The 25,297-nt window shown below is 46.2% G+C and carries 24 protein-coding genes; 10 read left to right on the top strand and 14 right to left on the bottom strand.

Annotated elements, in window-relative coordinates:
- Positions 1-134 precede the first annotated feature (134 nt).
- The 6 genes from OP864_RS03430 to OP864_RS03405 form a co-directional block, all read right to left on the bottom strand.
- Complete coding sequence (locus OP864_RS03430) at positions 135-767, bottom strand: 4'-phosphopantetheinyl transferase family protein (protein ID WP_270099901.1); 633 nt, start codon at positions 765-767, stop codon at positions 135-137.
- On the bottom strand, positions 768-1,130 hold the full coding sequence (locus OP864_RS03425) for a CRISPR-associated protein (RefSeq protein ID WP_270099900.1): 363 nt from the start codon (positions 1,128-1,130) through the stop codon (positions 768-770).
- An 18-nt stretch (positions 1,131-1,148) separates the two neighbouring features.
- Positions 1,149-2,201, bottom strand: coding sequence for a Card1-like endonuclease domain-containing protein (locus OP864_RS03420; protein WP_270099899.1), 1,053 nt, complete (start codon positions 2,199-2,201; stop codon positions 1,149-1,151).
- A 366-nt stretch (positions 2,202-2,567) separates the two neighbouring features.
- Positions 2,568-3,533: a TPM domain-containing protein gene (locus OP864_RS03415; RefSeq protein WP_270099898.1), complete on the bottom strand. Its 966-nt coding sequence runs from the start codon at positions 3,531-3,533 to the stop codon at positions 2,568-2,570.
- Positions 3,534-3,554: 21 nt separating this feature from the next.
- Positions 3,555-4,373 (bottom strand): TPM domain-containing protein, encoded by an 819-nt coding sequence (locus tag OP864_RS03410; RefSeq protein ID WP_270099897.1) that lies wholly within the window; start codon positions 4,371-4,373, stop codon positions 3,555-3,557.
- A 15-nt stretch (positions 4,374-4,388) separates the two neighbouring features.
- Entirely contained in the window at positions 4,389-5,285 is an 897-nt protein-coding gene (locus OP864_RS03405; RefSeq protein WP_270099896.1) for a TPM domain-containing protein, read from the bottom strand.
- Positions 5,286-5,522: 237 nt separating this feature from the next.
- On the opposite strand from OP864_RS03405, the gene OP864_RS03400 reads away from it, so the two are divergent.
- Positions 5,523-6,269, top strand: a complete 747-nt coding sequence (locus tag OP864_RS03400) for a 3'-5' exonuclease (RefSeq protein ID WP_270099895.1) — start codon at positions 5,523-5,525, stop codon at positions 6,267-6,269.
- On the opposite strand, the gene rsmI is transcribed toward OP864_RS03400, so the two are convergent.
- Complete coding sequence (gene rsmI, locus OP864_RS03395) at positions 6,266-7,003, bottom strand: 16S rRNA (cytidine(1402)-2'-O)-methyltransferase (protein WP_349294444.1); 738 nt, start codon at positions 7,001-7,003, stop codon at positions 6,266-6,268. The two genes, OP864_RS03400 and rsmI, sit on opposite strands and share 4 nt — an antisense overlap.
- A 141-nt stretch (positions 7,004-7,144) precedes the next feature.
- Between rsmI and OP864_RS03390 the strand changes: the two genes are divergently transcribed.
- Positions 7,145-7,294: a hypothetical protein gene (locus tag OP864_RS03390; RefSeq protein ID WP_015691310.1), complete on the top strand. Its 150-nt coding sequence runs from the start codon at positions 7,145-7,147 to the stop codon at positions 7,292-7,294.
- Between the two features lie 64 nt (positions 7,295-7,358).
- Here the strand turns inward: OP864_RS03390 and OP864_RS03385 are convergent, their stop codons facing one another.
- The 4 genes from OP864_RS03385 to yihA all read right to left on the bottom strand — a co-directional run bounded on the left by OP864_RS03385 (position 7,359) and on the right by yihA (position 10,812).
- Positions 7,359-7,925: a hypothetical protein gene (locus OP864_RS03385; RefSeq protein WP_270099893.1), complete on the bottom strand. Its 567-nt coding sequence runs from the start codon at positions 7,923-7,925 to the stop codon at positions 7,359-7,361.
- Positions 7,926-8,108: 183 nt separating this feature from the next.
- Positions 8,109-8,582 carry a hypothetical protein gene (locus OP864_RS03380; protein ID WP_270099892.1) on the bottom strand — a complete coding sequence of 158 codons (474 nt, stop codon included), beginning with the start codon at positions 8,580-8,582 and terminating at the stop codon, positions 8,109-8,111.
- 267 nt (positions 8,583-8,849) lie between these two features.
- On the bottom strand, positions 8,850-10,172 hold the full coding sequence (locus tag OP864_RS03375) for an MATE family efflux transporter (RefSeq protein WP_270099891.1): 1,323 nt from the start codon (positions 10,170-10,172) through the stop codon (positions 8,850-8,852).
- A 31-nt stretch (positions 10,173-10,203) separates the two neighbouring features.
- The gene (gene yihA / locus OP864_RS03370; protein WP_270099890.1) at positions 10,204-10,812 is read right to left on the bottom strand and encodes a ribosome biogenesis GTP-binding protein YihA/YsxC; all 609 of its coding nucleotides are present in this window, start codon (positions 10,810-10,812) and stop codon (positions 10,204-10,206) included.
- A 100-nt stretch (positions 10,813-10,912) separates the two neighbouring features.
- On the opposite strand from yihA, the gene ubiE reads away from it, so the two are divergent.
- Positions 10,913-11,665, top strand: coding sequence for a bifunctional demethylmenaquinone methyltransferase/2-methoxy-6-polyprenyl-1,4-benzoquinol methylase UbiE (ubiE, locus tag OP864_RS03365; RefSeq protein ID WP_015691304.1), 753 nt, complete (start codon positions 10,913-10,915; stop codon positions 11,663-11,665).
- A complete protein-coding gene (gene porT / locus OP864_RS03360) occupies positions 11,665-12,336 on the top strand; it encodes a type IX secretion/gliding motility protein PorT/SprT (RefSeq protein ID WP_270099889.1) in 672 nt (223 codons plus the stop codon). Before ubiE ends, porT begins: the two co-directional genes overlap by 1 nt.
- A gap of 478 nt (positions 12,337-12,814) precedes the next feature.
- Here the strand turns inward: porT and OP864_RS03355 are convergent, their stop codons facing one another.
- Positions 12,815-15,037, bottom strand: a complete 2,223-nt coding sequence (locus OP864_RS03355) for a hypothetical protein (protein WP_270099888.1) — start codon at positions 15,035-15,037, stop codon at positions 12,815-12,817.
- 410 nt (positions 15,038-15,447) lie between these two features.
- On the opposite strand from OP864_RS03355, the gene rluF reads away from it, so the two are divergent.
- Positions 15,448-16,152 carry a 23S rRNA pseudouridine(2604) synthase RluF gene (gene rluF / locus OP864_RS03350; protein WP_270099887.1) on the top strand — a complete coding sequence of 235 codons (705 nt, stop codon included), beginning with the start codon at positions 15,448-15,450 and terminating at the stop codon, positions 16,150-16,152.
- 72 nt (positions 16,153-16,224) lie between these two features.
- Here the strand turns inward: rluF and OP864_RS03345 are convergent, their stop codons facing one another.
- Entirely contained in the window at positions 16,225-16,821 is a 597-nt protein-coding gene (locus tag OP864_RS03345) for a TetR/AcrR family transcriptional regulator (RefSeq protein ID WP_270099886.1), read from the bottom strand.
- 187 nt (positions 16,822-17,008) lie between these two features.
- On the opposite strand from OP864_RS03345, the gene OP864_RS03340 reads away from it, so the two are divergent.
- Entirely contained in the window at positions 17,009-19,063 is a 2,055-nt protein-coding gene (locus OP864_RS03340; protein ID WP_270099885.1) for a penicillin acylase family protein, read from the top strand.
- Here the strand turns inward: OP864_RS03340 and OP864_RS03335 are convergent.
- A complete protein-coding gene (locus OP864_RS03335) occupies positions 19,041-20,135 on the bottom strand; it encodes a hypothetical protein (RefSeq protein ID WP_270099884.1) in 1,095 nt (364 codons plus the stop codon). The genes OP864_RS03340 and OP864_RS03335 overlap by 23 nt on opposite strands.
- A gap of 1,281 nt (positions 20,136-21,416) precedes the next feature.
- On the opposite strand from OP864_RS03335, the gene cysS reads away from it, so the two are divergent.
- From cysS to rfbD, 4 genes are all read left to right on the top strand, one after another.
- Entirely contained in the window at positions 21,417-22,940 is a 1,524-nt protein-coding gene (gene cysS, locus OP864_RS03330) for a cysteine--tRNA ligase (protein ID WP_270099883.1), read from the top strand.
- A gap of 287 nt (positions 22,941-23,227) precedes the next feature.
- Complete coding sequence (locus OP864_RS03325; RefSeq protein ID WP_270099882.1) at positions 23,228-23,797, top strand: hypothetical protein; 570 nt, start codon at positions 23,228-23,230, stop codon at positions 23,795-23,797.
- 4 nt (positions 23,798-23,801) lie between these two features.
- On the top strand, positions 23,802-24,347 hold the full coding sequence (gene rfbC, locus OP864_RS03320; RefSeq protein WP_270099881.1) for a dTDP-4-dehydrorhamnose 3,5-epimerase: 546 nt from the start codon (positions 23,802-23,804) through the stop codon (positions 24,345-24,347).
- Between the two features lie 6 nt (positions 24,348-24,353).
- Positions 24,354-25,232 (top strand): dTDP-4-dehydrorhamnose reductase, encoded by an 879-nt coding sequence (gene rfbD / locus OP864_RS03315; protein WP_270099880.1) that lies wholly within the window; start codon positions 24,354-24,356, stop codon positions 25,230-25,232.
- Positions 25,233-25,297 lie beyond the last annotated feature (65 nt).

Raw genomic sequence — 25,297 nt, 5'->3', positions numbered from 1 at the left:
GTCCCTCCCTTCGGTCGGGTCGCTACGCTTCGGGGCTCGCAGGTCTGCTCGGCCCTGCGGGCTTCACTTCGTTTCGCCCTTGGTCTGGCCTTCGGCCACCCGCTCCGCATCGCTCATCCAGTCGCTTCGCTCCTCTAGATGCACCAAATCAGGCGATGTTGTTGGGGGAGGGGCAGGGCTTCTAGGGCAAATTCTACTTGGCCTTTTGGACCATGATAACGGGCGCTAAAGCGGCCCGGCAGTTGGAGCATTTCTGGGGGATAATCAATAGAGAGATGTTCCCTAAAATCGATGCCGCCTCCGCCCATGGCTTTAAACAAAGCCTCTTTGGCCGACCAGATATTGGCCAGGGCTTCTAGATATTCTTCTTTGGGCCGTTCTTGCAGGGCCTGTAATTTATCGGGCAGAATAAATTTATGGGCAATGCGGGCCAGTTGGGCCCCTCTTGGACCTTCTACATCTAGGCCGGGCCTTGGGCCAGCCATCGTCAGGGCCGAAAAGCCCTTACAATGACTAATTGAAATAGCTTTATCATTTATGAAAGGGCGGCCTTGGGCATCTTTTGTCAATGACAAAAGCGCAGGCCGTCCAAACACCTCCTGCAACAGCAATCGGCTGCTACAGTAGGCTAGGGCGGCTTGCGCTTGTTGGGGAGTTCGGGCCAATAGGCTTTGGGGCAAAGCGGCTTTTAGTTGGTCCAAAGGCTCTGTTTGCTCCCAAACCCAAAGTTGGGAAACTCCCGATTTTCGCTCTAAGATAATAGGCATTTACTCCAGTAGATTCGGATAGGTTCTAAATTGAACAAAGTTAAACTTTACGGTCTTACTTCCATCCTCTTCCTCTAACACAATGCGTTCTGTGGTGCTGGCCACACACTGCAAGCCTTCGGCTTGCAGCTTGCGGGCTAGGCAGGCCGTAAAGGTCATCTCGCCCATAAGATGGACAATCTTTGGGGCGAGCTGCAGCACTTTGTTCTTATAGTTTTCGGCCATCTGCTCCACTTCCTCACTGCTAGCAGCAGGAGGAATATTTGGGAAAGGGAGATCTTGTAGATCTCCGTAAGATTGGGCCGTTGTCAGTTGTTTGCCGCTCCAGCGGCTGCTTGGGTGATTAGATAAATTGAGGAACATAATAAAGGTTTTTTTGTTTTATTTAATTTTTAGAATGCTATCTATATCCATAGTTTCGGCTAGTTCTTGAGCAAAGAAGGTTTGTACATTTTGTTCTTTGTCCAGAACGTTAATGCGTTTTTTAGAACTAGCAGTAGGACTAATAGGACAAGCTACAGCAAGAAAATTATTGGCATTGAGTCCAAGGTTTTGGCTAAGGGCTGCGGCCTTATAAATAGCGGGGTAGACCATTGTTTTGCCAGGGAATTTTTTTTGTTCCTCTCCTTCGCCATTGAGTGCTTTACACTCAATAATATAGAGCTGATCATTTTTAAGAAAGACAATATCTAGTTCGTTGCCATCTTCATTGCCTCTTTTTTTCCCATCGAGAGGTTTAAACTCAAGTCCACAGGCAATTTGCTGTTCTTCGAGTTGGTACTTTTGTTTGACAAAATTATAGATAATCTCTTCCCAAAAGTCGCCTGATTTTGGAAGCTTAGCCATTTTTATCGCTTGGCTTTTATCAAAGTTGTCTGTTTGTAGTTGGGTCCAGATTTCTTCTACTTGAGTGGGGCTAAGTTTTGGGGCCTGAGGTTTAATTTTGTAGCCATAAGCGCCAAAATACTCTTTAAGTGTAAAATCGAGCTGGGCAATTTTCTTGCTTTTTGCCTGAGGGTAAATTTTATGCAGCACTTTTCCGCCAAAAGGCATATAATAGCTTCCTAATTGTACTGATTTAGTTGTTTTGCTATGCTTCTTAAAGCTGTCTTGGGCGGCCATGGCCATCATTTTGGTACCGCCGGTAAGGTGGAGCCAAAACTTTTGTGCGGCTTGATGTTGTGCTTGGGCCAGTTGTTGAGCCAGGTCTTTTTTGGCCTGAACATAAGACTCAGCATCTATTTTCCAGAGTTCGTATTCTCCTTCTTTTAGGCCTAGGGCCTCAATGAGGTGGAGGTGAAACTTGTTTTTTTCTGTAAAATCGCTCCCAATTAAGATATAGCGTTGGATGGGGCTATTTTGGGCCTTGAGTAATTTGACAAAAGAAAGATTAGGCAAAGCCTGTTTAGATAAAAGTAAGACTACAGTATTCATGGTTAAATTTTTCTAAAAGCTACGCAAAAAAACTAAATCTTTCAAAAGTTGGCAAGAGCAAAGAAAAAGCGGCTTTGTCCAGCCTATATGGAAACTTATATTTTTTTGATAAAAAAAGGGGCAAAACCTAAGTTTTGCCCCTTTCTTGGGTCTAGCAGGCGCGGAGCGCCGCAGGCTGAGGGGCTGTAGCAGGGCCGCCGAAGGCGGCAGACCAAAGGCTTTTGAAGCAAAGCGAAAAAGCCTGCAGGGCCGAGCAGACCTGCGAGCTGCGACAACCAGCCCCAAAGGGGCGCCAGTTCGACGAAGTAAATGGCCCGACCCAAGGCCGTAGGCCGCAGGGGCAGCCCCAAAAAAAGAATAAAAAACTTACCAATCTCCATCGGCACCACCGCCGCCAAAGTCGCCACCGCCGAAGCTACTATCGGAATAATCAGAGTAATCGGAATAGTCAGAGTAGTCGCTATAATCGGAATAATCGCTATAATCTGAGTAGTCAGAATAGCTGCTTACGACTGTGGTACTACTGCTACTGTCGGAGTAATCGGAATAGTCTTTATAGCTACTGCTTTTGCTGCGGTATCGGTTTCGGCCTTTTCGGCTATAATCTCGGCTGCTATTGGTTGTAGTGAATCCGTGTTTGATGATCAAAAAAATGATAAAGATAAAGAAGGCAATAAGGATAAACGTGGCACCCGCTCTATCTCCAGAAGAGTTTTTTTTCGGTCTAGAGGGCGGGCTGGGCGTATAGTCATAGGTGTTTGGGCCGGGATTATCATCGCCTCTTTTTACATTTTCTTGCTCTTGGATTTGTTGCTCTGCAGCTAGGATAGCTTGCATATTAGGCCTCTTGTACAGGCCTTTTTCGAGCAGGGCATCGGCAGCGGAGGCAAAGCCATCAAAGAACTTTCTTTTTTTGAAATTGGCGACTAGTTGTTCATCGACCACCTTTTGGCAGAAGATATCTGGAAAGCTGCCCTCCAAGCCGTAGCCTACTTCGATGCGGGTTTTTCTTTCGGTTTTAGTGGCCAGAATGAGCAGGCCATTGTCTTTGCCCTTTTGGCCAATGCCCCAGCTTCGGGCCAGGCCGTTGGCGTATTCCTTAATACTTTGGCCTTGGAGGTTGGGGACCGTAACGACAATAATTTGGAGTTGCGCTTCATTTTGTTTGTAGACCTCTAGGAGGTAGCGTTCGAGCAGCAGCTCTTCCTCTTCATTTAAAAAACTGCCTAGATCCGTCACATATCGAACAGGATCGGGGGCTGCGGGATATTGGGCCAAGGCTGGCGAGAGAGCCAGCAGCAAAAAGAAAAAGAGAAGAGAAAAGTTTTTCATGGGAATAGAATTAAGAGAGTTTTACCAGCTGCCAGAGGCGCCGCCACCAGAAAAGGAGTTATCAGAGGAAGAATCACTATCCGAATAATCGGAATAATCAAAACGATCGCTATCCGAATAGTCCGAGTAATCGCTATGGTCCTTATACCATCTTCTTCGCCTTCTATATCGGTAGTTATCCTGCTTGCCTTTGCGGCTATAATCATGATGATTAACTGCAGAGGCTTTGCCTGCGCCCCAGCCGTATAAGGTAAAAAAGGCAAAGAGAGCTGCAACAATGAGCAAAAGATAAAAAAGTATTCGCCAAATCAGATTTGCCTCTCTCGATTTTCTGGTCGATAGGCCTATTTTTTCTGGATCGGGCGCCTGAAAACCGCCTTTTTTTAGCAGCTCTTGCATACTTTCTAGCAGACCAAAGTAGTATTCTTCTTTCTTAAAGGCAGGGCTCAATTTGTCCGCAATCACTTTTTTGCAAACTTCATAAGACAAGGGCTCAGCTAAATTTGACCCCACCTCAATCCGCAATTGATGCTCGGCCCGACTCACTAAAATAAGTAGGGCATTGGCCTTTTCTTTGCCCAAACCCCAATTTGTGGCCAAAGTATAGGCGTAGGCTTCAACGGTAGAACTCCCCAAATGCTTGACCAGCACAATCAAAGGATCTACTTCCTGTGCAGCCGCAACCCGCTCCAAATAATGCTGCAGGGCATTGCGCTCCTTTTGGGCCAATAAATCAGCATAATCATAAACGTATTGCTGCGCATCGGGCCGCTGATTAGGAACTTGCGCCCCCAAATGAAGGGCAAAAAAGAGAGTACAAAAAAGGAGTATGTTTTTCATAGGGCTGTCTGTGTTTTACCAAAAGCCATCGGCCCCGCCACCACCAAAATCGCCACCACCAAAACTACTGTCCGAATAATCAGAGTAGTCCGAGTAGTCAGAATAATCCGAATAATCAGAATAGATAGGCCGCTGCTTTTTTTGCGCTTGTTTGGGGTAGCTGTTTGCCTTGGGCTTTGTTGTATTGTTCTTTTTCTTCTTGGGTTTTTTATGCGGATGTTTGTGCTTTCTTTTTCGCTGTATTCCCTGTTTAAGAGGCTCTTGAGAAACTTTTTTAGGCGGTTTGGGAGCGGGTTCAGGCCGCTTTAAGGCCTGATAAATACCCAAAATAACAACTAGAAAAATTACCGAAAAAAAGAGAATAGCCATAATCGTTAAGGACCGATTCCAACCCTTATTTGGATAGCCATTAGGGGGTAATTTAAAGCCGCCTTTAACCAAAATACTTTGGCTGCCTTCCCAAACGCCCTTAAAATAATCGCCATCCTTGAAGGCGGGCAAAATCGTCTGATCTAAAATCTGCTGGCAAAGCAAATCAGGGTACTTTTCCTCCAAACCATAACCCACTTCCAAACGCGCCTGCCGCTCCTCCTTTGCAATCAGGAATAAAAAGCCATCATTTCGCTCTGCATCGCCAATGCCCCAGCTTCTCGCCAGCCCATTTGCATATTCCTTGATGTTTTGGCCCGCCAAATCGGGGACCGTAACCACCACCAACTGGATCTTTTCCCGATTCCTCGAATAAGCCGCCTTCAAAAAAACTTCCAGTTGCTGCTCTTCATCCGCTGTCAATAAATTGGCATAATCTACCGCATACTCAGCAGGCTGCGGCGGTGCTGGATATTGCCCATAGAGGGATGAATTATAACATAATAGTAAACAAAATATTAGATATTGTAAGGTTTTTTGCATAATTTTATAAAACTAAAGAAAATACAAAAAAATAGACTTATGTTGTTTTGGGGCCTCCCGCCTGCGGCGGGCGCTACGTTTCGGGGCTCGCTCTTCGCTCGGCCCTTCGCCAGCAAGCTGGCTCGGTCTGGCCTTCGGCCACCCCTCCACATCGCTAGGCCATTTGGCCTTCGGCCACTGCGGCCTAAAGGCCTTGTTCTGGCCCAATCTGCAATATATTCCTAAAATAAAAAATATATGTTACCTAAAAGTATATTAGAGCATACCTTAGTGCTTGATATTGAAACAGTTTCTGGCGCAGCTAGCTATGCCGAGCTTTCGCCAACTATGCAAAAGCTCTGGGCGCTCAAAGCAGAGGCTTTACAGCGTCGTTTGGCCGAAGAAGAAAAAATGACTGCCGAGGATTATTATCCAGAAAAAGCAGGTATTTATGCAGAATTTGGCAAAATTGTCTGCATTACGGTGGGCGTATTTACTAAAAATGAGGAGGGGCAATATAAGCTTCGGCTCAAATCCTTTTATGGAGATGATGAAAAGGCCCTATTGCAAGATTTTTCGGCTATGCTGAGCAAGTATTTTCAGCGCAGAGGGCAGCAATATGTTTGTGGCCATAATATTAAGGAATTTGATATGCCTTATATCTGTCGCCGCATGATTGTGCAGGGCTTGCCCTTGCCTGCGCCCCTTCAAATTTATGGCAAAAAGCCTTGGGAGCTGCATCACTTTTTGGATACCATGACGCTCTGGAAATTTGGCGATTATAAGGCCTATACTTCCCTCAAGTTGCTTTGCGGCCTTTTTGGTATTCCCACCCCCAAAGATGATATTGATGGCAGCCAAGTGGGCCGAAGTTATTGGGAGGATGGCGATTTGGACCGAATTGAGGTCTATTGCAAAAAAGATGTTTTTGCTACCGCTCAGGTCTTATTGCGCTTTATGCTAGAAGATCCCTTGGCCCTCATTTTTGAGAGCGCAGATGCTTAGTCGAGTTCTGGCCGTTTGGGCGCTTTTTTGAACTTGGCGTATTTGTCTTTCTTCTTTTTCTTTTCAGTTTGTCCCTCTACCACAATGACAATTTCGCCTCGGACCTTATCCGGATGGGCCTTAAAAAAGGCTTGTAGCTCGCTTAAATTTCCCCGATGAAAACTCTCAAACTTTTTAGAGAGCTCTCGGCAAACTACGGCCTGCCGTTCTTCGCCACAAACCTTGGCCAATTGCTGCAAACATTTTTCTAAACGATGAGGCGATTCATAAAGCGCAAAAGTATTCGGCAAATCGGCTAGATAATCTAAGCGGCTTTGCCGCCCTTTTTTATGGGGCAAAAAGCCCTCAAAATGAAAGCGGTCGCAGGCTAGGCCAGCGCCAACCAAGGCCGGAATAACCGCCGAGGCACCAGGCAAACAACTAACGGCTAAGCCCTCGGCTACACAGGCCCGCAACAAATAAAAACCAGGATCTGAAATGCCGGGGGTGCCTGCATCAGAAATAAGGGCCACGCTTTTGCCCGCCTTGAGGTCCGTGACCACCTGCAAGCTACTTTCTTGCTCATTGTGCGCATGATGCGCATAAAGGGGTTGATCTATAGCATAATGCTGTAAAAGTGGCCGAGAACTGCGGGTATCTTCGGCCAAAATATAATCGACTTCTTTTAAGATGCGGACCGAGCGGTAGGTCATATCTTCTAAATTGCCAATAGGCGTAGGGACCAAATAGAGCATATTTTCTTGATTTTGGCCCAAAATACGGCTATTTGGCCCAAAAAAAACCCTAAAAAATCGTTTTTATCTGTACTAAATCTAAATAAAGATTTATATTTACCCTCGATAGTTGATTCTATTGGCATACTGACTACTTAAGACATGCAAAAATTACAGATTCCTCAACCGATTGAATTGCCCAAACAGGGCTTTTTTGAACTTCCTGTTATTGAGTATCAGCTCAAAAAGAAGTGTTGCAAAAAATACAAGAAAAAGAAGGGTAAGCGTTGTAAGAAGTGCCCCGAGAACTAGGCTTTTAGGGCCATTTATTGATACAGAAGATGAACGCCAAATAGTTTTTACTATTTGGCGTTTTTTATTCTCCATATTGGAAGCGGTTCATGGCTTGGCCAAATTCATTAAAGGCCTGAAAGAGCGCTTGTTGTTCTGGGCAACTTTGGCCCATTTGTTCCTCAATGAGGGGTAGCTCTAGGGCCAGCAATTTTTTTAGGGGGAGTTGTTGTTTTTGTTTGGCCTGAATACAGTTTAAAATTTGGGGGCTTTGGCTTTGGGCGATGCTAAGGCAGCGGCCAAAACCTAGAACAGCTGGCAATTTGGGGTGGTGAACAATTTGCTGCAACAGGTCGGCGGGATGTTCTGTTCCTTGGCCATTCATTTTGTCGAGAGATAGTTTTGCATCTTGAAGAAAGAGGCTTAGGCTGTCTTTAAAATGGGCCAGACAGGCACAGCTCTTTTGGCCTAACTGCTCTAGCGCGATTAGGCTGCTGTCTGTTAGTTGGGCTTTGCTCAGGGCAATAGGCGAAAACTGTAGTTGTCTACTTGCTGGTCCAATCTGTTGGATAGAGATAGGTGCTGGTTTTGGCGAATTGCAGGCGTAGCTTAGCAAGAGGATCAAAAAGGAAAAGTAGTAGTGTATATCCATGCTGAAAATTTGAGGCTCAAATTTCAGGGGGTGTTTTACTTTCTTGCTAAACTACCAAATTTTATTTTATTGTTGGGGCTCTTTGCTTCGAAAAAAAACTACTTATTGTAGGCTTGGGGCTAAAACAAAGGGCGAGTTGGAGGATCCTCCAACTCGCCCTTTACTATCTTTGGGGCTTAAAATTTACTCTTCTTCCTTTTGGTCTAAAAGCGCATTTAGTTTTTTGGCTAGCGCTTGTTTTTCGGGACAATGCAGGCGGAGCAGAGCGGTAGAGAGGGCCTGCATTTTTTGGTCGCTACTACCTCCGGGAGCCGAAGCGCCAGAAAACTTTTGGAGGTCTTCTGAAATTTTGGCGAAGACTTCTGCCGAAGGGGGCGGGCTATCGGCATTACAGTTTTGGTATTGCTCCATAATCAGTTGTTGGCTACTATCTAGAGGAGCATTTGTGGGCAGGGCGCTGAGCGCTCCTTCTTGTTCGAGCAGGCAGGCGCATTGTAATTTGGCGGCCCCATTAAAAAACTGTTGGCTTTCTAGGTTGAAACTTTGGAAGCTGCGGAGCAGTTCGGCTTCTGCCTCAGGGATTTCATTTTTTGGTGCTGTACTTTGGCAGGCCCAAAGGCTAAGGCAGCTAAGCAAAAAAAGGCTAAATTTGGTCATAAGCAATAGTACTTTTATTTAGGGAAGAGAGGCGGCGAAGCCGCCTCTGGCCGAAGGCCAAATGGCCACAACAAGAACTTTAGTTCGTCTTCGACGACCGAAGGGAGTAACCGATGTGGAGCAGTGGCCGAAGGCCAAATGGCCTAGCGATGCGGCGGGGTGGCCGAAGGCCAGACCAAGCAAAAAACTTGTTTTTTTGCGCAGGGCCGAGCAGACCTGCGAGCCCCAAAGCGTAGCGCCCGCCGCAGGCGGGAGGCCCCAAAACCACTAAATCTTAATTTTTACCCATTTTTTGCTACGGAGATACCAAGCAGAGGCGGCCAAACAGGCGATCCAGTAAACGGTTTCGGTCATCCAGGCCCATTCTAGGCTAGCGCGGAAAACGCCCACCACGATATAGGCATAGAGCATATAGAGGAGGACGGAAGAAACTTGGATGAGCAGGGATTGTTTGGTGGCGCCGGTGCCTACTAAGCCGTTAAAATAGATTGTGCTGAAGCTATAAAGTGTGATTAGAGTAACCAAAACCCAGACTAATTTGCTGGCTTCTCGGATGAGGACGGGGTCGTCGGTGCCGATGCGCAGAATATAGTCGGGGGCGATGACCACCGAGCTAGTGACCAGCATGGTCACGACAAAACAGAGGATGGCCGTTTTGTAGATGGCCGTCATGACGGAGCGGCTTTGTTCTTGGCCAATGAGTTGGCTAACGATCGTATTGATGCCAGAGGAGAAGCCCCAGGCGGGAATCATATAAATCATGTAGGCGGCTCGGATGATATTGGAAACTGCTAATTCTTTTTGGCCGAGCTGTTCGATTAGGGCAAAAAAGACAAACCAACTGCCCACACTAGCAATAGATTGCAGGACGATGGGGCCAGAAAGGCGGAGTTGGGCCTTAATGAGCTCAATATTGAGTTCGGGCCATTTAAAGAGTTGATAATCATGGCATTTTTTATCAAGTAGCACATAAATGATAAAAACGCCAAAGGCCAAAACCTCGGCTAGGGTAGAGGCTAGGGCGGCCCCAGAAATTCCCATTTCGGGCAGGCCAAAATGGCCAAAAATGAGCCCATAATTGAGAATAGTATTGGCGATCCCCATTACAACGGCATTATAAATAATGACGGTGGTGCGAGCCAGGCCGGTGTACATGGCCACAAAAGCGACCCCTAGGTAGGAGAAAAAGACCCCATAACATCGATAATCGAGATAGGCAATACAGGCCTCATAAATATCGGGATCGGTAACAAACCAGCCAAAGAAGGTTCGGCTACCAAAGGCCAAGAGGAAAAACATAAGCAGGGCCAGCAAGAAGGCAAAAATGCCCATAGCGTGCACTTGTGGACCAATTTCTTTTTCCTGATCGGCCCCGATTCTTCGGGCGATCATGATTTGGCCGGCCTTGGTAAAACTATAGCCAATAGAAGTAATGAGCAAATAGAAGACGCCCACTAGGCCAATGGCGCCCAGCTCTACCTTGCCCACCCGACCCAAAAAAATGGTATCGGTGAGGGTAATTAGGTTTTGTACTGCGGAGCCCACCATAATGGGCATAGAAATTTGAAAAATTCTCTTGTAAGTGATCATAAAAAAAGGCTAGCTGAGAGAAGGAGATGGCTTAATGCAGAGGTTCAAAATTGGCATTGACCGATTCGATAAACTCTAGCAATTCCTCTCGGCCTCTTTTGGTCTCGGCAGAGCTGAGGTAGCAGGGCGGCAGTTGCTCCCAGTATTCGCCTAGTTTTTGCTTAAAGGCCCGAATATAATTATCGCCTTGTCGGGCTTTTTTCTTATCGGTTTTGGTAAAGACGATAACAAAAGGGATTTGGTTTTCGCCCAACCAATTGGCAAACTCAATATCAATATCCTGAGGAGGTACCCCACTATCAATGAGCAAAAAAGCGCACTGCATAGAAATCCGAAGCAAGAAATACTCCTCAATCATTTTGCGCCAAGTTTGCCGCCTCTGCTTGCCCGTTTGGGCATAGCCATAGCCGGGTAAATCGACCAGATACCACTCCTTATTGATATTAAAGTAGTTGATCATTCGGGTTTTTCCGGGCCGGCCAGAGGTTAGGGCCAACTTACTATGGCCCGTGAGCATATTGATGAGTGAAGATTTCCCCACATTAGAACGGCCAATAAAGGCGTATTCGGGGCGATCGGAATGCGGTGCCATCTCTACTTTGGGCACACTAATGAGGTATTCTGCAGTTTTTATAATCATATCAACCTTTATTGGGCTATTCCTGTTACCTTTGTAGCGCATTTGCCAGGGCAAATGAGGCAACTCAATTGTTTTCCGTTCACAAAATAGTAAAATTGATATGAGTGTTCAAAAGATAAAATCGGAAGAGGTTAAGCCCTATGAAGTAGAAGCCGAAAAAAAGGCCCAGGTTTCTAAAATGTTTAACAACATTTCTAAGACCTACGACTTCCTCAATCACTTCCTTTCACTCAATATAGATAAGAGCTGGCGCCGCAAAGCCATTGCCGAACTCCAAGATATTCAGCCTAAACGCATTTTAGATGTGGCTACAGGAACCGCCGACCTCGCCCTAGAGGCCTACAAACAACTTTCGCCCGAAGAAATTATTGGCGTAGATATTTCTGTAGGTATGCTCGAAGTAGGCCGCAAAAAAATTACTAAAAAAGGCCTCGATAAAATTATTGTCCTCGAAGAAGGCGATTCTGAACATCTGCCCTTTGAAGACAATAGTTTTGACGCCGTCATCGTTGCTTTTGGAGTACGCAACTTCGCCAATGTAGAAGCCGGCCTCAAAGAAATGGTACGAGTATTGCGCCCCGGCGGAAAATGCGTGGTCCTCGAATTCTCCAAACCTAAAGTCTTTCCTATTAAGCAAGTTTACAACTTTTACTTCAGTAGCATTCTGCCCGGTATTGGCCGCCTGACCTCCAAGGATCAGAAAGCCTATGCCTACCTCTATGAGTCAGTGCAGGCTTTTCCCGAAGGAAAAGACTTTGAAAACTTATTGCTTAAACTTGGACTAACTGATACGAAATGCCAGCCACTCACCACCGGAATTTGTTCGCTCTACTCGGCTTGCAAACCTGCATAATGGCCCTCTTCTTTTTGGGGCCTAGCTTGTCTGCCCAAAGAGGAACTTTTAACTATTACGCTTTTTCCAAAAAGACCTATTACTTTGGAATTACCCTGGGCTACAATAGCTCGCGCTACCAAATTCAACGCTCCGAAACGCTGATCCAAAACGATAGCATTCGCCTGATTCAATCTTCTAATGGCCCCGGTTTCAACCTCGGAATCGTGACCAATATTAAGTTTGGCGAAAATATGGACCTGCGCTTCAATTTGCCCACCCTCTCTTTTGCCGAGCGCCGCCTAGAGTACACCCTGCCCACGCAAGAGGTCATTAGCCGAAATATCGAATCGGTTTTCCTCGATTTCCCCATTCAGTTTCGCTACAAATCGAAACCCTACCAAGATGTCCGCGCTTTCTTTATTGTGGGGGCCAAGTATAGCCTCGACCTCGCCTCCAATTCTAGAGCCCGCAAAGCCGAGGATTTGGTCCGCATCCAAAGTAGCGACATCCTTGTGGAGTATGGCGTAGGCCTGCAGTTTTTCTTTCCCTACTTCATCCTCTCGCCCGAAATCAAGTTTTCGCATGGCATCAATAATATTCATAGCCGAAACGATCAGTTGATTTACTCTCGAACTATCGATAAGCTGTTTGCCCAAGGAATTACCATCTCGGTCCATTTTGAAGGCTAAATAAAGCCAATAAAAGCTAACTGGCCCTTCACTTTTTTGTGGAGGGCCTTTTTTTGGGGCTGCCCACTCGCTTCGCTCGGGTCGGGCTGTCTCGCAGCTCGCTGTTCGCTCGGCCCTTCAGCGCTGCGCGCTTCGGTCTGGCCCTGCGGGCCACTGCTGCCCATCCCTCAGCCAGATTTAATTGCGCTGCTTTGGCCATAGTTTGCTATGAATTTTGGGATAGGCCAGCTATTTTTTAAGGGCATAGCCTTCGCTATGGCCGAGAAAAATAGAGCCGACTAGCATAAAATTGCTGCAAACTATAAAAGTGAGTGCGTTTAAATCTGGCTATAGCCGCGGGCCTTCGGCCCTTTTTAACTGTAGGTTGAAACCTACAGCCAGCTGTGGTATTGCTGCGCAAGCTTATATAAAAAGACCAAAGCCCCAAACGGAAGTTTGGGGCTTTGGTCTAAGCGAGAAGGGCTAAAAAATAGGCCATTTAGGCTTGTTTTTCTCTCCAAGAACTTGCCCCTTTTAGGCTAACCGTCCAAGGACCAGATTGATTTTGTTTAAAATCTAAAGCTACTTGTTGAACTTTATCTGCAATGAGCTCAGAAGACAGTTTTAGGTCGAAGCGAATGCGCATAGAAGGCCCCTTTTTTATACCCGACCAGCTGCTGGGGTCCGCACTAATATAATTGCCAATATTAAAACTTAAGGCTTGTGCTAATCGACTAAGATCAGCACTATTGGCGGGGTCTTCTCCCTTCGCTATCCATTTATTTTTGGTGATCCCTAGAAATGTCTCTATATCATAGTTTACGACTAGTTGAACGGCTATTATTGTCGTAGCTATACATTTTTCAAACTTGGGTGCTAAGCACTTTTGCTCAATGACCGAGGCGGTTAATGATACCCCTTCATTATTATAGCCGTTTATCCATTTTTCTCCCTCATCATTGAGTGCAACAACAAAGGCTGCAGGCGTTGACTTGCCTTGAAACAAGACATTTTTCAGCGCATAATCTACTTTCAGGCGCATCTCTCCATCAAAGTTGATATAGGGGAAATCAGCATTTTTAAATGCTAATTGGACAAAGTAACTAGAGTCTTTAAATTCTGGTTTTTGAATGGCCTTATAAGCGCATCGACTCGCTTGCAAAACTATATATTCTAAACCAGCAGGAGCAGGAAGTAAGCTGATTTTAAATTTAAGCAAGTAGTCTTTTTGTACTTGAATTTCAGGATTTGCTTTTAGCCGACTAATCACTGCGTTTAGTCTCTCCTCTTCTCCAAGTCCTAAAATGCTATCTTGAAAGACGCAGTCTAAAAGTTGCTGCTGTGAAAACTTTGTTTTTTCCCCATCCAAAAACTTCATTTTAGACGATAAGACTACCTCTTTAATTCGGTCATAAACAAAAAAGGCATCTTCCCCCTTTATTCCCTCCATAAATTCATGTTCTAAACTAGCGAGAAACTGATTTTTATTGATGCAGCGCTGAGGGTTTTGACGAAGAAGCGTTTTAAATTCACTGATCCAGGCTGAGCAGGCTGATCGAATCCATTTTTTTGCTTCTTCGTCTTTCATTTCAAGGAGAAGCTGCTCTTTTACAAAACATCCTGTAGACCAATTATTGGCCAATAACTCTTGTTCATTGATTTTGGCAATAGCCATATCTTCCTTAAACCAATTTTCTGCAAAGTCTTTTGGAAGTTTAGTATTGTCTACAAGTATTTTCTTCAATAATTGAGGAGCATACTCTTGCTCTGCTTGAATCGCAGCGGCCCAATTTTGAAATAAATAGCTGTGCAATTTAGGGTGTATCCCTTGCCTGGCAGCCGTCAAATTAGAAATGCAGGAGGTAGACTTAATTTTATACTTGAAGTATTCCTCAGCAGGCGGGAGCAAGTCGTATTCATTATTGATTTTCATTTTAATATAGCTGATTACCCCAGCTAGTTTTTCTTCTAGCAGGAGAAGATCCTTTTCTTGCTGCTCTATTAGTTCCTCCTCCGTCAAAAAGTCATCTTTGGCCAAGGCTTGGTCCAAAATGCTTTCTAGTTGCTGATAGCTAATTTTCTTTAGTAAATTCTCTTCTTTGATACTAAAGGTATTGAACCAGTTCGCCTTGATTTGATCTTCTTGGCTGTATTTCTCTAAAATGGCCAAAAAGGCTGCTAGAAAGTCTTCAACATTGGTATCAATAGGAATTGCTTTAACCTCCTTATTGAGTTGTTTACTGAGTGGACCTGGAACTTGATTGAAAAATAATACTAAATCTGAACGTAACTTAATAAGGCCAACCCCCGTTTTTAAAGCTGGCTTTTTTCCGAGTCTAGATGATACTCCTTGCTGAAGATCCGTAAAAAATAGCGCTAGTAGTTGCCTATACTGCTCCCTGGGAATTTCCTCTTCCTTAAGGGCCAAAAATAGCTGCTCCAAATTGGCCTTATCTGTTTTGAGCTGCGGCTTAAAGGCTTTTAAGCCCTCTTTGGTCTTGAGCAAAGCCGCCTTTAGGCTCGGGCGATCAGGGTCCTCTGCAGGAAGCTCCTGATAAAGCGCATAGAGCTCTTGATATTGGGCCAAGGTTTCTTCATAAAGGGCTGTATCTTCTTGATACTGCTGCTGTTTTGCTAAAAAAAGTTCTCGTTGGTTAATCTGTAATAGATTTAGGTGGCCAAAAAATAAACTGGATAAGAGAAAAATGGCTAATGCTTTCATCGCTTTGTTTTTGTGTTTACCTAAAAGTAGTAACTTTTATTTGTAAACGCAAAATAAGTTTGGATTTTTGGCTGCAGAAATGGCCGAAGGCCATTCGGCCTAGCGATGTGCAGCAGTGCGGCGAAGCCGCAGACCCAGGCCGTCAGGCCGCAGGGCCGAGCAGACCTGCGAGCTGCGAAACGTAGCGCCGACGACCGAAGGGAGGCGGAGGCCCCAAAAAAACAGCAGCGAGCTGCGACAACAAGGACTTTAGTCCGTCTTCGACGACCGAAGGGAGTAAACGTAGCGCCGCAAGGCCGCAGGCCGCAGCGGAGGCCCCAAAAGAAAAAAACTTCAAAACGGAAGTTGGCGGCTTTTCCTCCTCCTTTTCATTTTCTGCCGTATCTTAGGGCCGAAAATTAGCAACAGATATGAGTCAAGATAATAGCATTAGCCTCAATAAATATATTAGCAGCAAAGGGATTTGCTCTAGACGAGAGGCCGATCGTTGGATCGAAGAGGGCCGCTTGAAAATTAACGGGCAATTGGCCAAAAAAGGAAACCGAGTGTCGCCCGGAGATGAGGTGCTGCTAGATGGCAAACCCCTGCCCAAAGCCCCCAAAAAACTATATATTGCCTTTCATAAGCCGGCAGGCGTAACCTGTACCACCGACCGTAGAGATCGCAGTAATATTGTCGACTTTATTGGGCATAAGGAGCGTATATTTCCTATTGGCCGCCTAGATAAGCCCTCTACGGGCCTTATTTTACTTACGAATGATGGCGATATGGTCAACCCCATTTTGCGGGTAGAAAATGGGCATGAAAAAGAATATATTGTTACCGTAGATAAGCCAATCAATCGCCGATTTGTGCAGCGTATGGCTGGGGGGCTGCCTATCTTGGGCCAAATCACAAAAAAGGCCCAAGTAGAACAACTCGGGCCAAAACGCTTTCGCATTATCTTGAAGCAAGGACTCAATCGACAGATTCGGCGGATGTGCGAGTACCTTGGCTATGAGGTGCGTACCCTCAAAAGAGTACGGATTATGAATATTGAATTGGACCAATTGCCCAAAGGCCAATGGCGAGAACTAAGCGCCCAAGAACTCAAAAACTTAGAAAAACAACTTTAGGGTTCTTTTAGAATGCAAAGCGGCCGAGCTAGGACTCTCCTAGCTCGGCCGCAGTTCTAAAAAGGATAATACTTAAGCGGTTAGCGTTTTGCGCACCATCTTTTGCAAGTACTCACAACGGTGCATAAAGGCTTCGGGATCGCGATAAACCCCCTCATAATAAGTGAGGCCCTCATTGAGCATAATCAGGTATTCGGCCACCTGAGAAGGCGTAAAATCCCGAACAATTTTGGCTTCTATCCAGCGATCGGCTAAATCCTCTATGACCTCTCTAAAGCGGTTGTACATCTGCTGAAAACGCTCCCGAATCAGGTCGTGCCGAGAGCTAAGGTAATAGCAAGCATAAAAGACCGAATGCTGGTCCGACATCTGCATCCAGGCATGGCCAAACAAAATATCAATGACCGTATCAAATTGTTCTTGAGGGTTCTCTTTAGAAATAACCATATTGAGAAAAGCATCCTCATAGCGCTCTAGCAGAAAATCAACCAAGCCCACCACCATATCTTCCTTTGTTTTGAAGTAGTGAATGAGCAAACTAGGGTTTACATCCATGCTCTTGGCAATCTTAGCAATCGAACTGTTTTCAAAGCCCTCCGTTAGCATTACTTTATAGAAATGCTCGAGAATTTCCCGCTTTCTTTCTTCTGCCTTACTTTTTCTTCCCATATTTTGTAATACGCTATATTTGACCAAGGCCAAAATCATGAACTTGCCTAGGCGAAATAGTTCGCTAAAAGAGCAAGATTTGTTATTTAATGAGTTCTTAGATAAGGGGCGGGGCGCAAAATAGCATAATAAGATTGTATTATAAAATCTATATACCAGTTATTCGCCTATGTTGTTTAGAAAAACGATGTTATTTTTATTTTTAGTTTTTTCTGTTTGTCCACTATTTGCACAGCAAAAAATAGAACCCAAATCCATTGATATTGTTCGAGACAGCTTTGGTATGCCGCATATTTTTGCCGCCAGCAATGCCGAGGTGGTTTATGGTTTGGCTTGGGCCAATGCCGAGGATAATTTTGAGGCTATGCAAGAGACTGTTTTGATTGCCAAAGGTTTAATGGGGCGCTATAAGGGCAAGGAAGGCGCCGCATTTGACTATTTTGTGAAGGCTCTTGACCTAGAAGGACGCTACGAGGCCCAAAAGGACCAATTGAACGATGAGTTTATGCAGCTGCTTTCTGCCTATGTCACTGCGCTGAATAATTTTGCCAAAAAACAGCCCAAAAGAGTACTCTTTAAGCGAGCATTCCCTGTCACAGAAAAAGATATACTGAAGGTCTATCTTTTATCTTTTGCGGCCCTATCGGGCCTGCCCGATGCCCTAGGCGATATTATGGAGGGCCGAGAACCTGGCGCTTTTAGCCAAAAGGCTCCCCTGGGCTCCAATGCCTATGCCATGAGCAAAAGCCGAACGGCTAGCGGCCAAACTTACCTGGCCATCAATCCGCATTTTATGCTCCAAGGTCCGCTCTCTTTTTATGAGGCTCATCTTTACTCCGAAGAGGGCTGGAATATTACGGGGGCGCTCTTCCAAGGCGGAACTAGCGTCTTTATGGGCAATAATGAGCATCTGGGCTGGGGACATACCTTTAATTATCTGGACCTACTGGATGTCTTTGAGCTAGATATGCACCCCAAAAAGAAAAAGCAGTATCGCTGGGGAGAAGGTTATAAGAAACTGCAAACGCGCCGCTTTTGGCTCAAGGTGAAGGTCGGTGCATTTGTCTTGCCTGTTAGAAGAAAAACCTATTGGTCTGAGTTTGGCCCTACCTTTAAAGCGCCTAACGGAAAGTTTTATGCTCTGCGCAGCCCCGCTCTAGATGCCCTCGCCGCTGGCCAACAGTTTTATGAAATGGGCAAGGCCAAAAATCTCCAAGAGTTTAAAGCCGCCCTAGACCAAAATGCCTTGCCGCTCTTTAATATTGTTTATGCCGATAAGGAAGATAATCTGCTTTATCTCTGTAATGGCATGATTCCCCAACGACCCGATAGCTTTGATTATAGCGGGACCCTTTTGGGCAAAAAAGAAAATTGCTGGAGCAATTACCTCTCTCTAGAAGAGAAACCCTTATTAGAAAATCCCGACTGTGGCTATCTGTTTAATACCAATAATACCCCCACAATCGCTAGCTGCGATTCGGTCCGAGAAGAGATGAAGGTCCCTTATACCGACCTTCGCCCTGGCCTGAATAATCGAGCACATCGCTTTCTGGAACTAATCGAATCCGAAATGGGCCTGCTCAATTGGGAAGATTTTAAGGCCATTAAGTTCGACCAACAGCTTTCTAAGGCTTCTCCTTTCTATCAGTCGATTCAGTTTATCTATGACTTAAAGCCCGAAGATTATCCCCACCTACGCAAACCCCTCAGAGAATTGCAAAATTGGTCCCTCTCTGCCGATGCAAAGGACCCCCGAGCGGGCTTGGTCTTGCTCACTTTCCAATATATCTTTAAGGAAAAAGGCTATGGCGATGAGGTCTTTATTTCTGGCCCAAAAATTAACACCGCCGAACTACTAGCTGGCCTAGAAAAAGCTAGCCGATACCTCTATAAACACCATAATAAGCTTTTGGTCCCTATCTCTGAGCTGGCCCGATACCAAAGAGGCGAGCAATGGCAGCCCACTTCTGGCTTTCCAGATATGCTTAGCCCCACTTATTATGAGATGCCCAATGAAGACGGGCAGTTGGTCCCCACTTTTGGCGATACCTACATCCATTTTGTCCGCTTCAATGAGAATGGCCCCGCCCAAATCCAAACCCTTTTGCCCTATTTCCAAAGTCCCCAGATTCAAGCGTATAAGAATCAGGTGGAGGCCCTAGAAAAACGAAGCCTCAAAACAGTAGAAATGGATAAAATTAAGGTCATGAAGTCGGCCCTTAAAATTTATCATCCCGAATAGGCCGAAGGCTGTACTCAATATCTCCTTTCCGCAAAACAATCTGATCGCCTTCGCTGAATACTAGGAAGTCGCCCTCAAATTGCTCGCTAATATCGCCAGCCGTTTGGGGGCAACATCCCTCTGCACAGGGTTTAAGGCTGAGCGTCTGCCCCTTAAAAGTACAGTCTCTCTGACAACGCTCGTTCTCCCAACTAATGGCTCCTTTATCTTCTTCAAAAGAAAAAATATGCTGTCTGGCATAGGCACTAGCCATCATGCCGTCGCTATAACTTTCTAGCTCCCAACGCAAGCCCCTGAGCTTTTCGGCAGGCAGGGGTTTGGCCTCTGCTTGCAAGCCTCTCAATGGCTGGGCAATGAGTTCGTAGTTGGCCGAGCTCAATACTAGTTGGTTGTCGGCCAAGCTGTAAGTCAAGCTATCCAAACGCATGGCTTTTAACCATTCTGTTCTGGGGGCATCGCAGCAGGCTTCGGTGCAACTGCCCGTTTCCTTAGGGAAAATATGGCCCTCTGCATACTCACAAGCCTGCCAACAACTATTGGCCTCCAAAAAGAAGCGATAGCCCTCGGCCTGAAAGTCTAGACGGTAGGGGAGAGGCGGCTGCCAACTGTCACCGCTGGCCTTTTCCCGGACCTCCTCAATCAGCCAACTACTCGCGCTGAGCTCCAAAGGCAAACGGTTGCGACTAAAATGCCATTCGCTTTGCCCCGTTTTCACAATCAAACTATCTTTTTGCTGCCGAAGGATCTCAAAATCGTTGCCCAGTAGTTCTTGCAACTCATTATCCAACTCCGAATCACAACAAATCATGGTGGTTACCCAACCAAGATCTTTAGGCTCGGCCCTATTGCCCGACCAACTTACTTCCGTATGGCTACTGTTCTTAGACCAAGAAAGACGCATCCGATTTTCATGAATATGTAGGCTGTTGGCCCGATTTACTACTATTTTTTGGCCGTCTTTCAGAACATGCTCCAAATACCAAACTCCCTGAATATCAGTAGGAGACTGCTCGCTACAAGCCGAAAATAAAGTTAGCAGTAGGGCTAGTATGAAAAAGAAGGGGGATTTCATAAACTATAGTTTTTTATGGTTCTTATGATTTTCTATTAACATAGATGCCAATTTTTTCTGTTTGGCTACTCTAAGATAAGATTTTTTTGGGGCCCGCGGCCAGCAAAGCTGGCCGCCGCTATGCTGCGGGGCTCACAGCTCTGTTCGGCCCTTCAGGCTCCACTTCGTTTCGCCTTCGGTCTGGCCTTCGGCCACCCCTCCGCAGCGCTGGGCCGCTCATCTTTTGTTTTTTCTTTTGGCTCTCTTCTTCGGCAGTTAATCTTAGGATTGCCAGGAGTCCTGTCTACACCTACTGCAAGTCAAACCAACCTGTAGAACTATTGATGAAAGGATTAGCAGAAGTCTTTCATTAGACTATTGTACTCTTGCACTGCTGTTTTTTACGCTTTAGTTGGAGTTGTTTACTCCAATTGGGCGGTATTAAAGCTGTGGGCTTTCAGTAGGCTTACTGCCTGAAGAGAGTAAATAAAGTAGACCGTTTTAATACTCAACTTCAGTTGTAGATAAAAGAACTGGAGCTAGAGATAAAAAAATAGGAGCTGAGGATAAACGAACTGGAGCTAAAGGTAAAAGTATAGTCGCTAAGGATTAAACTGCTGCTTGTCTGGAGTTTAGCACTCTATCTATCTTGTCAAGAAGAGCATTCAAGGAGTTGTAGAACGATATTTAGCTGTTTTAGACCTACTGAATATAGTCAGAGACGGCTATTCTTGGGCCAAGAAACTTAGCCAGTAAGTTTTGGACATCTAAATAGCAGTGCCTATAGTTGAAAGCAAAGCTTAGAAGGTCTATTTTGGGGTTCTTGGACCTAATTTATACCTTAGAGGACCCCTATTTTGGGCTTGTGCAACCTCTAGGCTTTGCCGCCTGCTATTCATCGCCTAGGGCCTTGGCCCTAGGGTTGGCCGAAGGCCAAATCGGCCTAGGCCAAATGAAAGCCCTGCCACTTCTATCCTTTGTTTTAATTTCCTGCTATTCTGCGTTATTTTTCTCAGCCATAGCTACGGCTATGCCTTTAAAAAATGCCTTGACTAGCCTGAAATTTTTATCAAAGGATGGCCGAAGCGCAGAACTTCCATTCGGCCTAGGGGCCTGAAAGGGGGCCGCGCAGCGGCAGACCCAGGGCGAAATGAAATGAGCCCGCAGGGCCGAGCAGACCTGCGAGCCCTGAAAGGGCCCGGCCGCCGAAGGCGGCAGGCCCCAAAAAATCAAAAACAGAAGGTTTGTAAAAGCAATTTGAAGTCTGTATCTTGCCGCCTTAACATTCGAATCAAAGCTAGTATGAACGCATTAAAAATTTACAATTCGCTAAGTCGGACCCTAGAGGAATTTACACCCATAGACCCCAACGGAAAGAAAGTTGGTTTATATGTCTGTGGACCAACTGTTTATAATGAGGTGCATTTAGGGAATTGTCGGACCTTTTTTAGCTTTGATTTGCTCTATCGCTATTTGTTGCATAAGGGCTATAAGGTCCGTTATGTGCGCAATATTACGGATGTGGGCCACCTAGAAGGGGATGTAGATACCGCCGCCGATAGCAAGATTGAGCAACGGGCTCGCCTAGAGGAGCTAGAGCCTATGGAGATTGTGCAAAAGTATACTTACCTCTTTCATGAGGTGATGAACCAACTCAATATTTTGCCGCCAAGCATTGAGCCTACGGCTACGGGCCATATTGTGGAGCAAATCCAGATGGTCCAAGATATTATTGATAATGGCTATGGCTATGAGGTCAATGGCTCGGTTTATTTTGATACCCAAAAGCTCATTGCAGAAGATAAAGACTATGGCAAACTATCTGGCAAATTGGTCGAAGACCTAATGTCGGAAAGCCGCGATGATCTCAAGAACCAAGAGGAAAAACGCTCGCCTTCTGATTTTGCCATCTGGGTAAAGGCCTCGCCTACGCATATTATGCGCTGGCCCTCGCCCTGGGGCGAAGGTTTTCCAGGTTGGCACCTAGAATGCTCGGCCATGAGTACCAAGTATTTGGGCAAAACCTTTGACATTCATGGGGGCGGTATGGACCTGCAATTTCCGCATCATGAAAATGAAATTGCCCAGAATTGGGGCGCTTGCAGCTGCCAGCCCGTCAATTATTGGATGCACGCCAATATGTTGCTGCTCAATGGCAAGAAAATGAGCAAGAGTAAGGGCAATTCGATCTTGCCCAAGGAGCTTTTTGCGGGTAGCAATCCCCTGATGAGCAAGCCTTATAGCCCCATGGTCATCCGCTTCTTTATGTTGCAGGCGCACTATCGCTCTACCCTCAACATTACGGAGGATGCCCTTTTGGCTGCCGAAAAAGGCTATCAGCGTTTGATGGAAGCCCATGAGGCCCTGATGGCTTTGGAGCAAACTCAGCTTTCGGACTTGGCCAAAGGTCTAGATATCAAAATCAATAAGCTGTTGGATGGCGCCTTTGCGGAGCTCGATGAGGATCTCAACACCCCCAAGGCCCTCGCTAAAATCTTTGGCTTGGTCAGCGATATTCAGAAGTTTACGAATGGCCAACAAGATTTGGGCAGCATTTCGCCCGAAACCTTGGCCCGCCTCAAAAAGGACTTTAGCGCCATCGTTTTTGATATCTTCGGTCTGCAAAAAGAAGCCCTCATCGGCCAATCAGATGAAGATAAGGCCTTGCTAGATGGCCTGATGCAGATGATTATCGAACAGCGCCAAGAGGCTAGAGCCAATAAGGACTGGGCTAAAAGCGATCAGATTCGGGATGCCCTTCAAGCGCTTGGACTGCAAATTAAGGACGGCAAAGAGGGCAGTAGCTGGAGCAAGATTAAGTCTTAGGGGAATTTGGGGCTGCCCCTTCCGCCGGGTTGAAACCCAGCGCAAAGCGGTATCGCTTTGCGAAGCGATACAAAATGAGGGTTAAAACCCTCATGAGTTCTCGCTCGGGTCGGGCTGTGTCAGGGCTCGCAGTTCTGCTCGGCCCTGCGCGGCTTGCAGCCGCTGGGTCTGGCCTTCGGCCACCCTTATCCATCCCTCAGCCGCGGCGCTTCGCGCCTTTGCGGCGACTGCGCCGCCTGTCTGCTGCAAGGCCATACAAGATCTATTGGACCAAATATATATCGTCTATGCTGCTTAAGTACTTCTTATTTTCTTTGGCCCTATTGGGCAGTAGTTGGCTTTCTGCTCAGCCCTTATTGGGCAGTTGCGAGTGGGAAAGCCTGGGCCAAGATGATTTTACAGGCCGAGTAGAAAAGCGTTTGCCTAGTCGCTGGTTCTTTAGCTATACCCCTACAGAGTACCGTCGCTTTTATCTCAATGAAGATTATCTGTCGGCCTCAGGCTTTTTGCGAGAAAGCGAGGGCCAACTCCTGCTAGAGCTAGAGATCCGCTTATTGGATCAGGAGGCCGATAAGAGCTTTGGTTTCTTGCCGCCCAAAGCAAAACTAGAACTGACCGCCATAGATGGCCGCAAACATAAATTGTATTCTCCCTTGGGGGCCAAACGACAAGCTGAGGGCAAAGAAAGTGTCTATATCTGCCGCTTTCCGCTCAAGAAGAAAGACCAAAAATGGTTGCGCAAGCATGAAATTGAGTCCTTGAGTTTGCAGTGGTCGGCGGGCACACAAAATTACCCCATCTATTATCTCGATTTTTTTAAGGACCAATTAGATTGCCTCGAGCAACATAAAAAATAAGCATATGCCTTTTGTTAAAACTCCTATTGCCGACCTCCTCCTTTTTGAACCTCGGGTTTTTGAGGATGAGCGCGGCTACTTTTTTGAGGCCTTTAATGCCCAAACCTTTGCCGAGGCGGGAATAGAACGCCCCTTTGTGCAAGACAATCAGGCCCGTTCTACCTATGGGGTGCTTCGGGGCTTGCACTATCAAGTCGGGGAGCAGGCGCAAGCCAAATTGGTCCGAGTATTAGAAGGTAAGGTCCTAGATGTAGTGGTCGACCTTCGGCCCGATTCGCCCACTTATGGGGAGCATTATGGGGTAGCGCTTTCGGCGGAGAACAAACGGCAGTTATATGTGCCTCGTGGTTTTGCGCATGGCTATGTCGTTTTGAGCGAAACGGCAGAGTTCTTCTACAAATGCGACAACTTTTATCATAAGGCTAGTGAGGGTGGCATCCGCTACGATGACCCTCAATTGAATATTGATTGGCAGATTGATTTGGCGCAGGCCATCCTTTCTGAAAAGGACCTAGAATTACCTCATTTTGGCCAACATAGAAAAGCCTAAACGACTATGATTAAGAATATACTGATTACTGGGGCCGAGGGCCAATTGGGCAGCGAAATACAGGCCTTGGTCATGAACCAAAAGGCCTTGCGTCTTTTGGCTGGAGGCCAATATCATTTTACCGATCAATCTACACTGGATATCACAGATGCGGAGGCGGTATATACTTATATGCAGCAATATAAGATAGATTACTGCATCAATTGCGCAGCCTATACTGCGGTAGACAAGGCCGAGGAGCAGGAAGAATTGGCCCAGTTGGTCAATGTAGAAGGTCCCCGCAATTTGGCCAAGGCGGCCGCCGCTCTTGGGGCCAAATTGGTCCATATTTCTACAGACTATGTTTATGCAGGCAGAGCTTCTGGCCCTATTCGAGAAACTGCCGCTACGGATCCACAGGGCGTATATGGGCGCACAAAACTAGCGGGAGAGCAGGCCGTTTTGGCCGAGCTGCCCGATGCCTTGATCATTCGCACGGCTTGGGTTTATTCTTCTTTTGGCCATAACTTCGTAAAAACTATGTTGCGTTTGGGCCAAGAGCGCCCAAGTCTATCTGTAGTAGCCGATCAAATTGGTAGCCCCACCTTTGCGGGAGATCTGGCCGAGGCCATTCTACGGATTTTGGGCCAAGAGGAGTCGCCTTCTGGTCTCTACCATTATAGTAATGAGGGCGTAGCCAGTTGGTACGACTTTGCGCATGCCATTTTTGAGCTGGCTCAAATAGATTGTGCGCTTCAGCCCATAGATACTAAAGATTACCCTACCCCCGCAAAACGTCCCGCCTTTTCGCTCTTGCATAAAGGGAAAATCAAAAATGATTTTGCCCTAGCCATTCCCCATTGGCGAGAGAGCTTGGCCCGCATGCTAAAAACGCTGCGGTATTAAACAAAAGGAGGGCAGTTCTATTATAGAGGGAGAACGTACCCTTTAAAAAAGGAAGAAATACAACT

The sequence above is a fragment of the Saprospira grandis genome (assembly GCF_027594745.1).
Taxonomy (GTDB): domain Bacteria; phylum Bacteroidota; class Bacteroidia; order Chitinophagales; family Saprospiraceae; genus Saprospira; species Saprospira grandis.
This window is presented reverse-complemented; position numbering and strand designations above follow the sequence as displayed.

Coding starts and splice junctions, on each gene's coding strand:
- OP864_RS03430 (WP_270099901.1), bottom strand. CDS start 767: ATGCCTATTATCTTAGAGCGAAAATCGGGAGTTTCCCAACTTTGGGTT.
- OP864_RS03425 (WP_270099900.1), bottom strand. CDS start 1,130: ATGTTCCTCAATTTATCTAATCACCCAAGCAGCCGCTGGAGCGGCAAA.
- OP864_RS03420 (WP_270099899.1), bottom strand. CDS start 2,201: ATGAATACTGTAGTCTTACTTTTATCTAAACAGGCTTTGCCTAATCTT.
- OP864_RS03415 (WP_270099898.1), bottom strand. CDS start 3,533: ATGAAAAACTTTTCTCTTCTCTTTTTCTTTTTGCTGCTGGCTCTCTCG.
- OP864_RS03410 (WP_270099897.1), bottom strand. CDS start 4,373: ATGAAAAACATACTCCTTTTTTGTACTCTCTTTTTTGCCCTTCATTTG.
- OP864_RS03405 (WP_270099896.1), bottom strand. CDS start 5,285: ATGCAAAAAACCTTACAATATCTAATATTTTGTTTACTATTATGTTAT.
- OP864_RS03400 (WP_270099895.1), top strand. CDS start 5,523: ATGTTACCTAAAAGTATATTAGAGCATACCTTAGTGCTTGATATTGAA.
- rsmI (WP_349294444.1), bottom strand. CDS start 7,003: ATGCTCTATTTGGTCCCTACGCCTATTGGCAATTTAGAAGATATGACC.
- OP864_RS03390 (WP_015691310.1), top strand. CDS start 7,145: ATGCAAAAATTACAGATTCCTCAACCGATTGAATTGCCCAAACAGGGC.
- OP864_RS03385 (WP_270099893.1), bottom strand. CDS start 7,925: ATGGATATACACTACTACTTTTCCTTTTTGATCCTCTTGCTAAGCTAC.
- OP864_RS03380 (WP_270099892.1), bottom strand. CDS start 8,582: ATGACCAAATTTAGCCTTTTTTTGCTTAGCTGCCTTAGCCTTTGGGCC.
- OP864_RS03375 (WP_270099891.1), bottom strand. CDS start 10,172: ATGATCACTTACAAGAGAATTTTTCAAATTTCTATGCCCATTATGGTG.
- yihA (WP_270099890.1), bottom strand. CDS start 10,812: ATGATTATAAAAACTGCAGAATACCTCATTAGTGTGCCCAAAGTAGAG.
- ubiE (WP_015691304.1), top strand. CDS start 10,913: ATGAGTGTTCAAAAGATAAAATCGGAAGAGGTTAAGCCCTATGAAGTA.
- porT (WP_270099889.1), top strand. CDS start 11,665: ATGGCCCTCTTCTTTTTGGGGCCTAGCTTGTCTGCCCAAAGAGGAACT.
- OP864_RS03355 (WP_270099888.1), bottom strand. CDS start 15,037: ATGAAAGCATTAGCCATTTTTCTCTTATCCAGTTTATTTTTTGGCCAC.
- rluF (WP_270099887.1), top strand. CDS start 15,448: ATGAGTCAAGATAATAGCATTAGCCTCAATAAATATATTAGCAGCAAA.
- OP864_RS03345 (WP_270099886.1), bottom strand. CDS start 16,821: ATGGGAAGAAAAAGTAAGGCAGAAGAAAGAAAGCGGGAAATTCTCGAG.
- OP864_RS03340 (WP_270099885.1), top strand. CDS start 17,009: ATGTTATTTTTATTTTTAGTTTTTTCTGTTTGTCCACTATTTGCACAG.
- OP864_RS03335 (WP_270099884.1), bottom strand. CDS start 20,135: ATGAAATCCCCCTTCTTTTTCATACTAGCCCTACTGCTAACTTTATTT.
- cysS (WP_270099883.1), top strand. CDS start 21,417: ATGAACGCATTAAAAATTTACAATTCGCTAAGTCGGACCCTAGAGGAA.
- OP864_RS03325 (WP_270099882.1), top strand. CDS start 23,228: ATGCTGCTTAAGTACTTCTTATTTTCTTTGGCCCTATTGGGCAGTAGT.
- rfbC (WP_270099881.1), top strand. CDS start 23,802: ATGCCTTTTGTTAAAACTCCTATTGCCGACCTCCTCCTTTTTGAACCT.
- rfbD (WP_270099880.1), top strand. CDS start 24,354: ATGATTAAGAATATACTGATTACTGGGGCCGAGGGCCAATTGGGCAGC.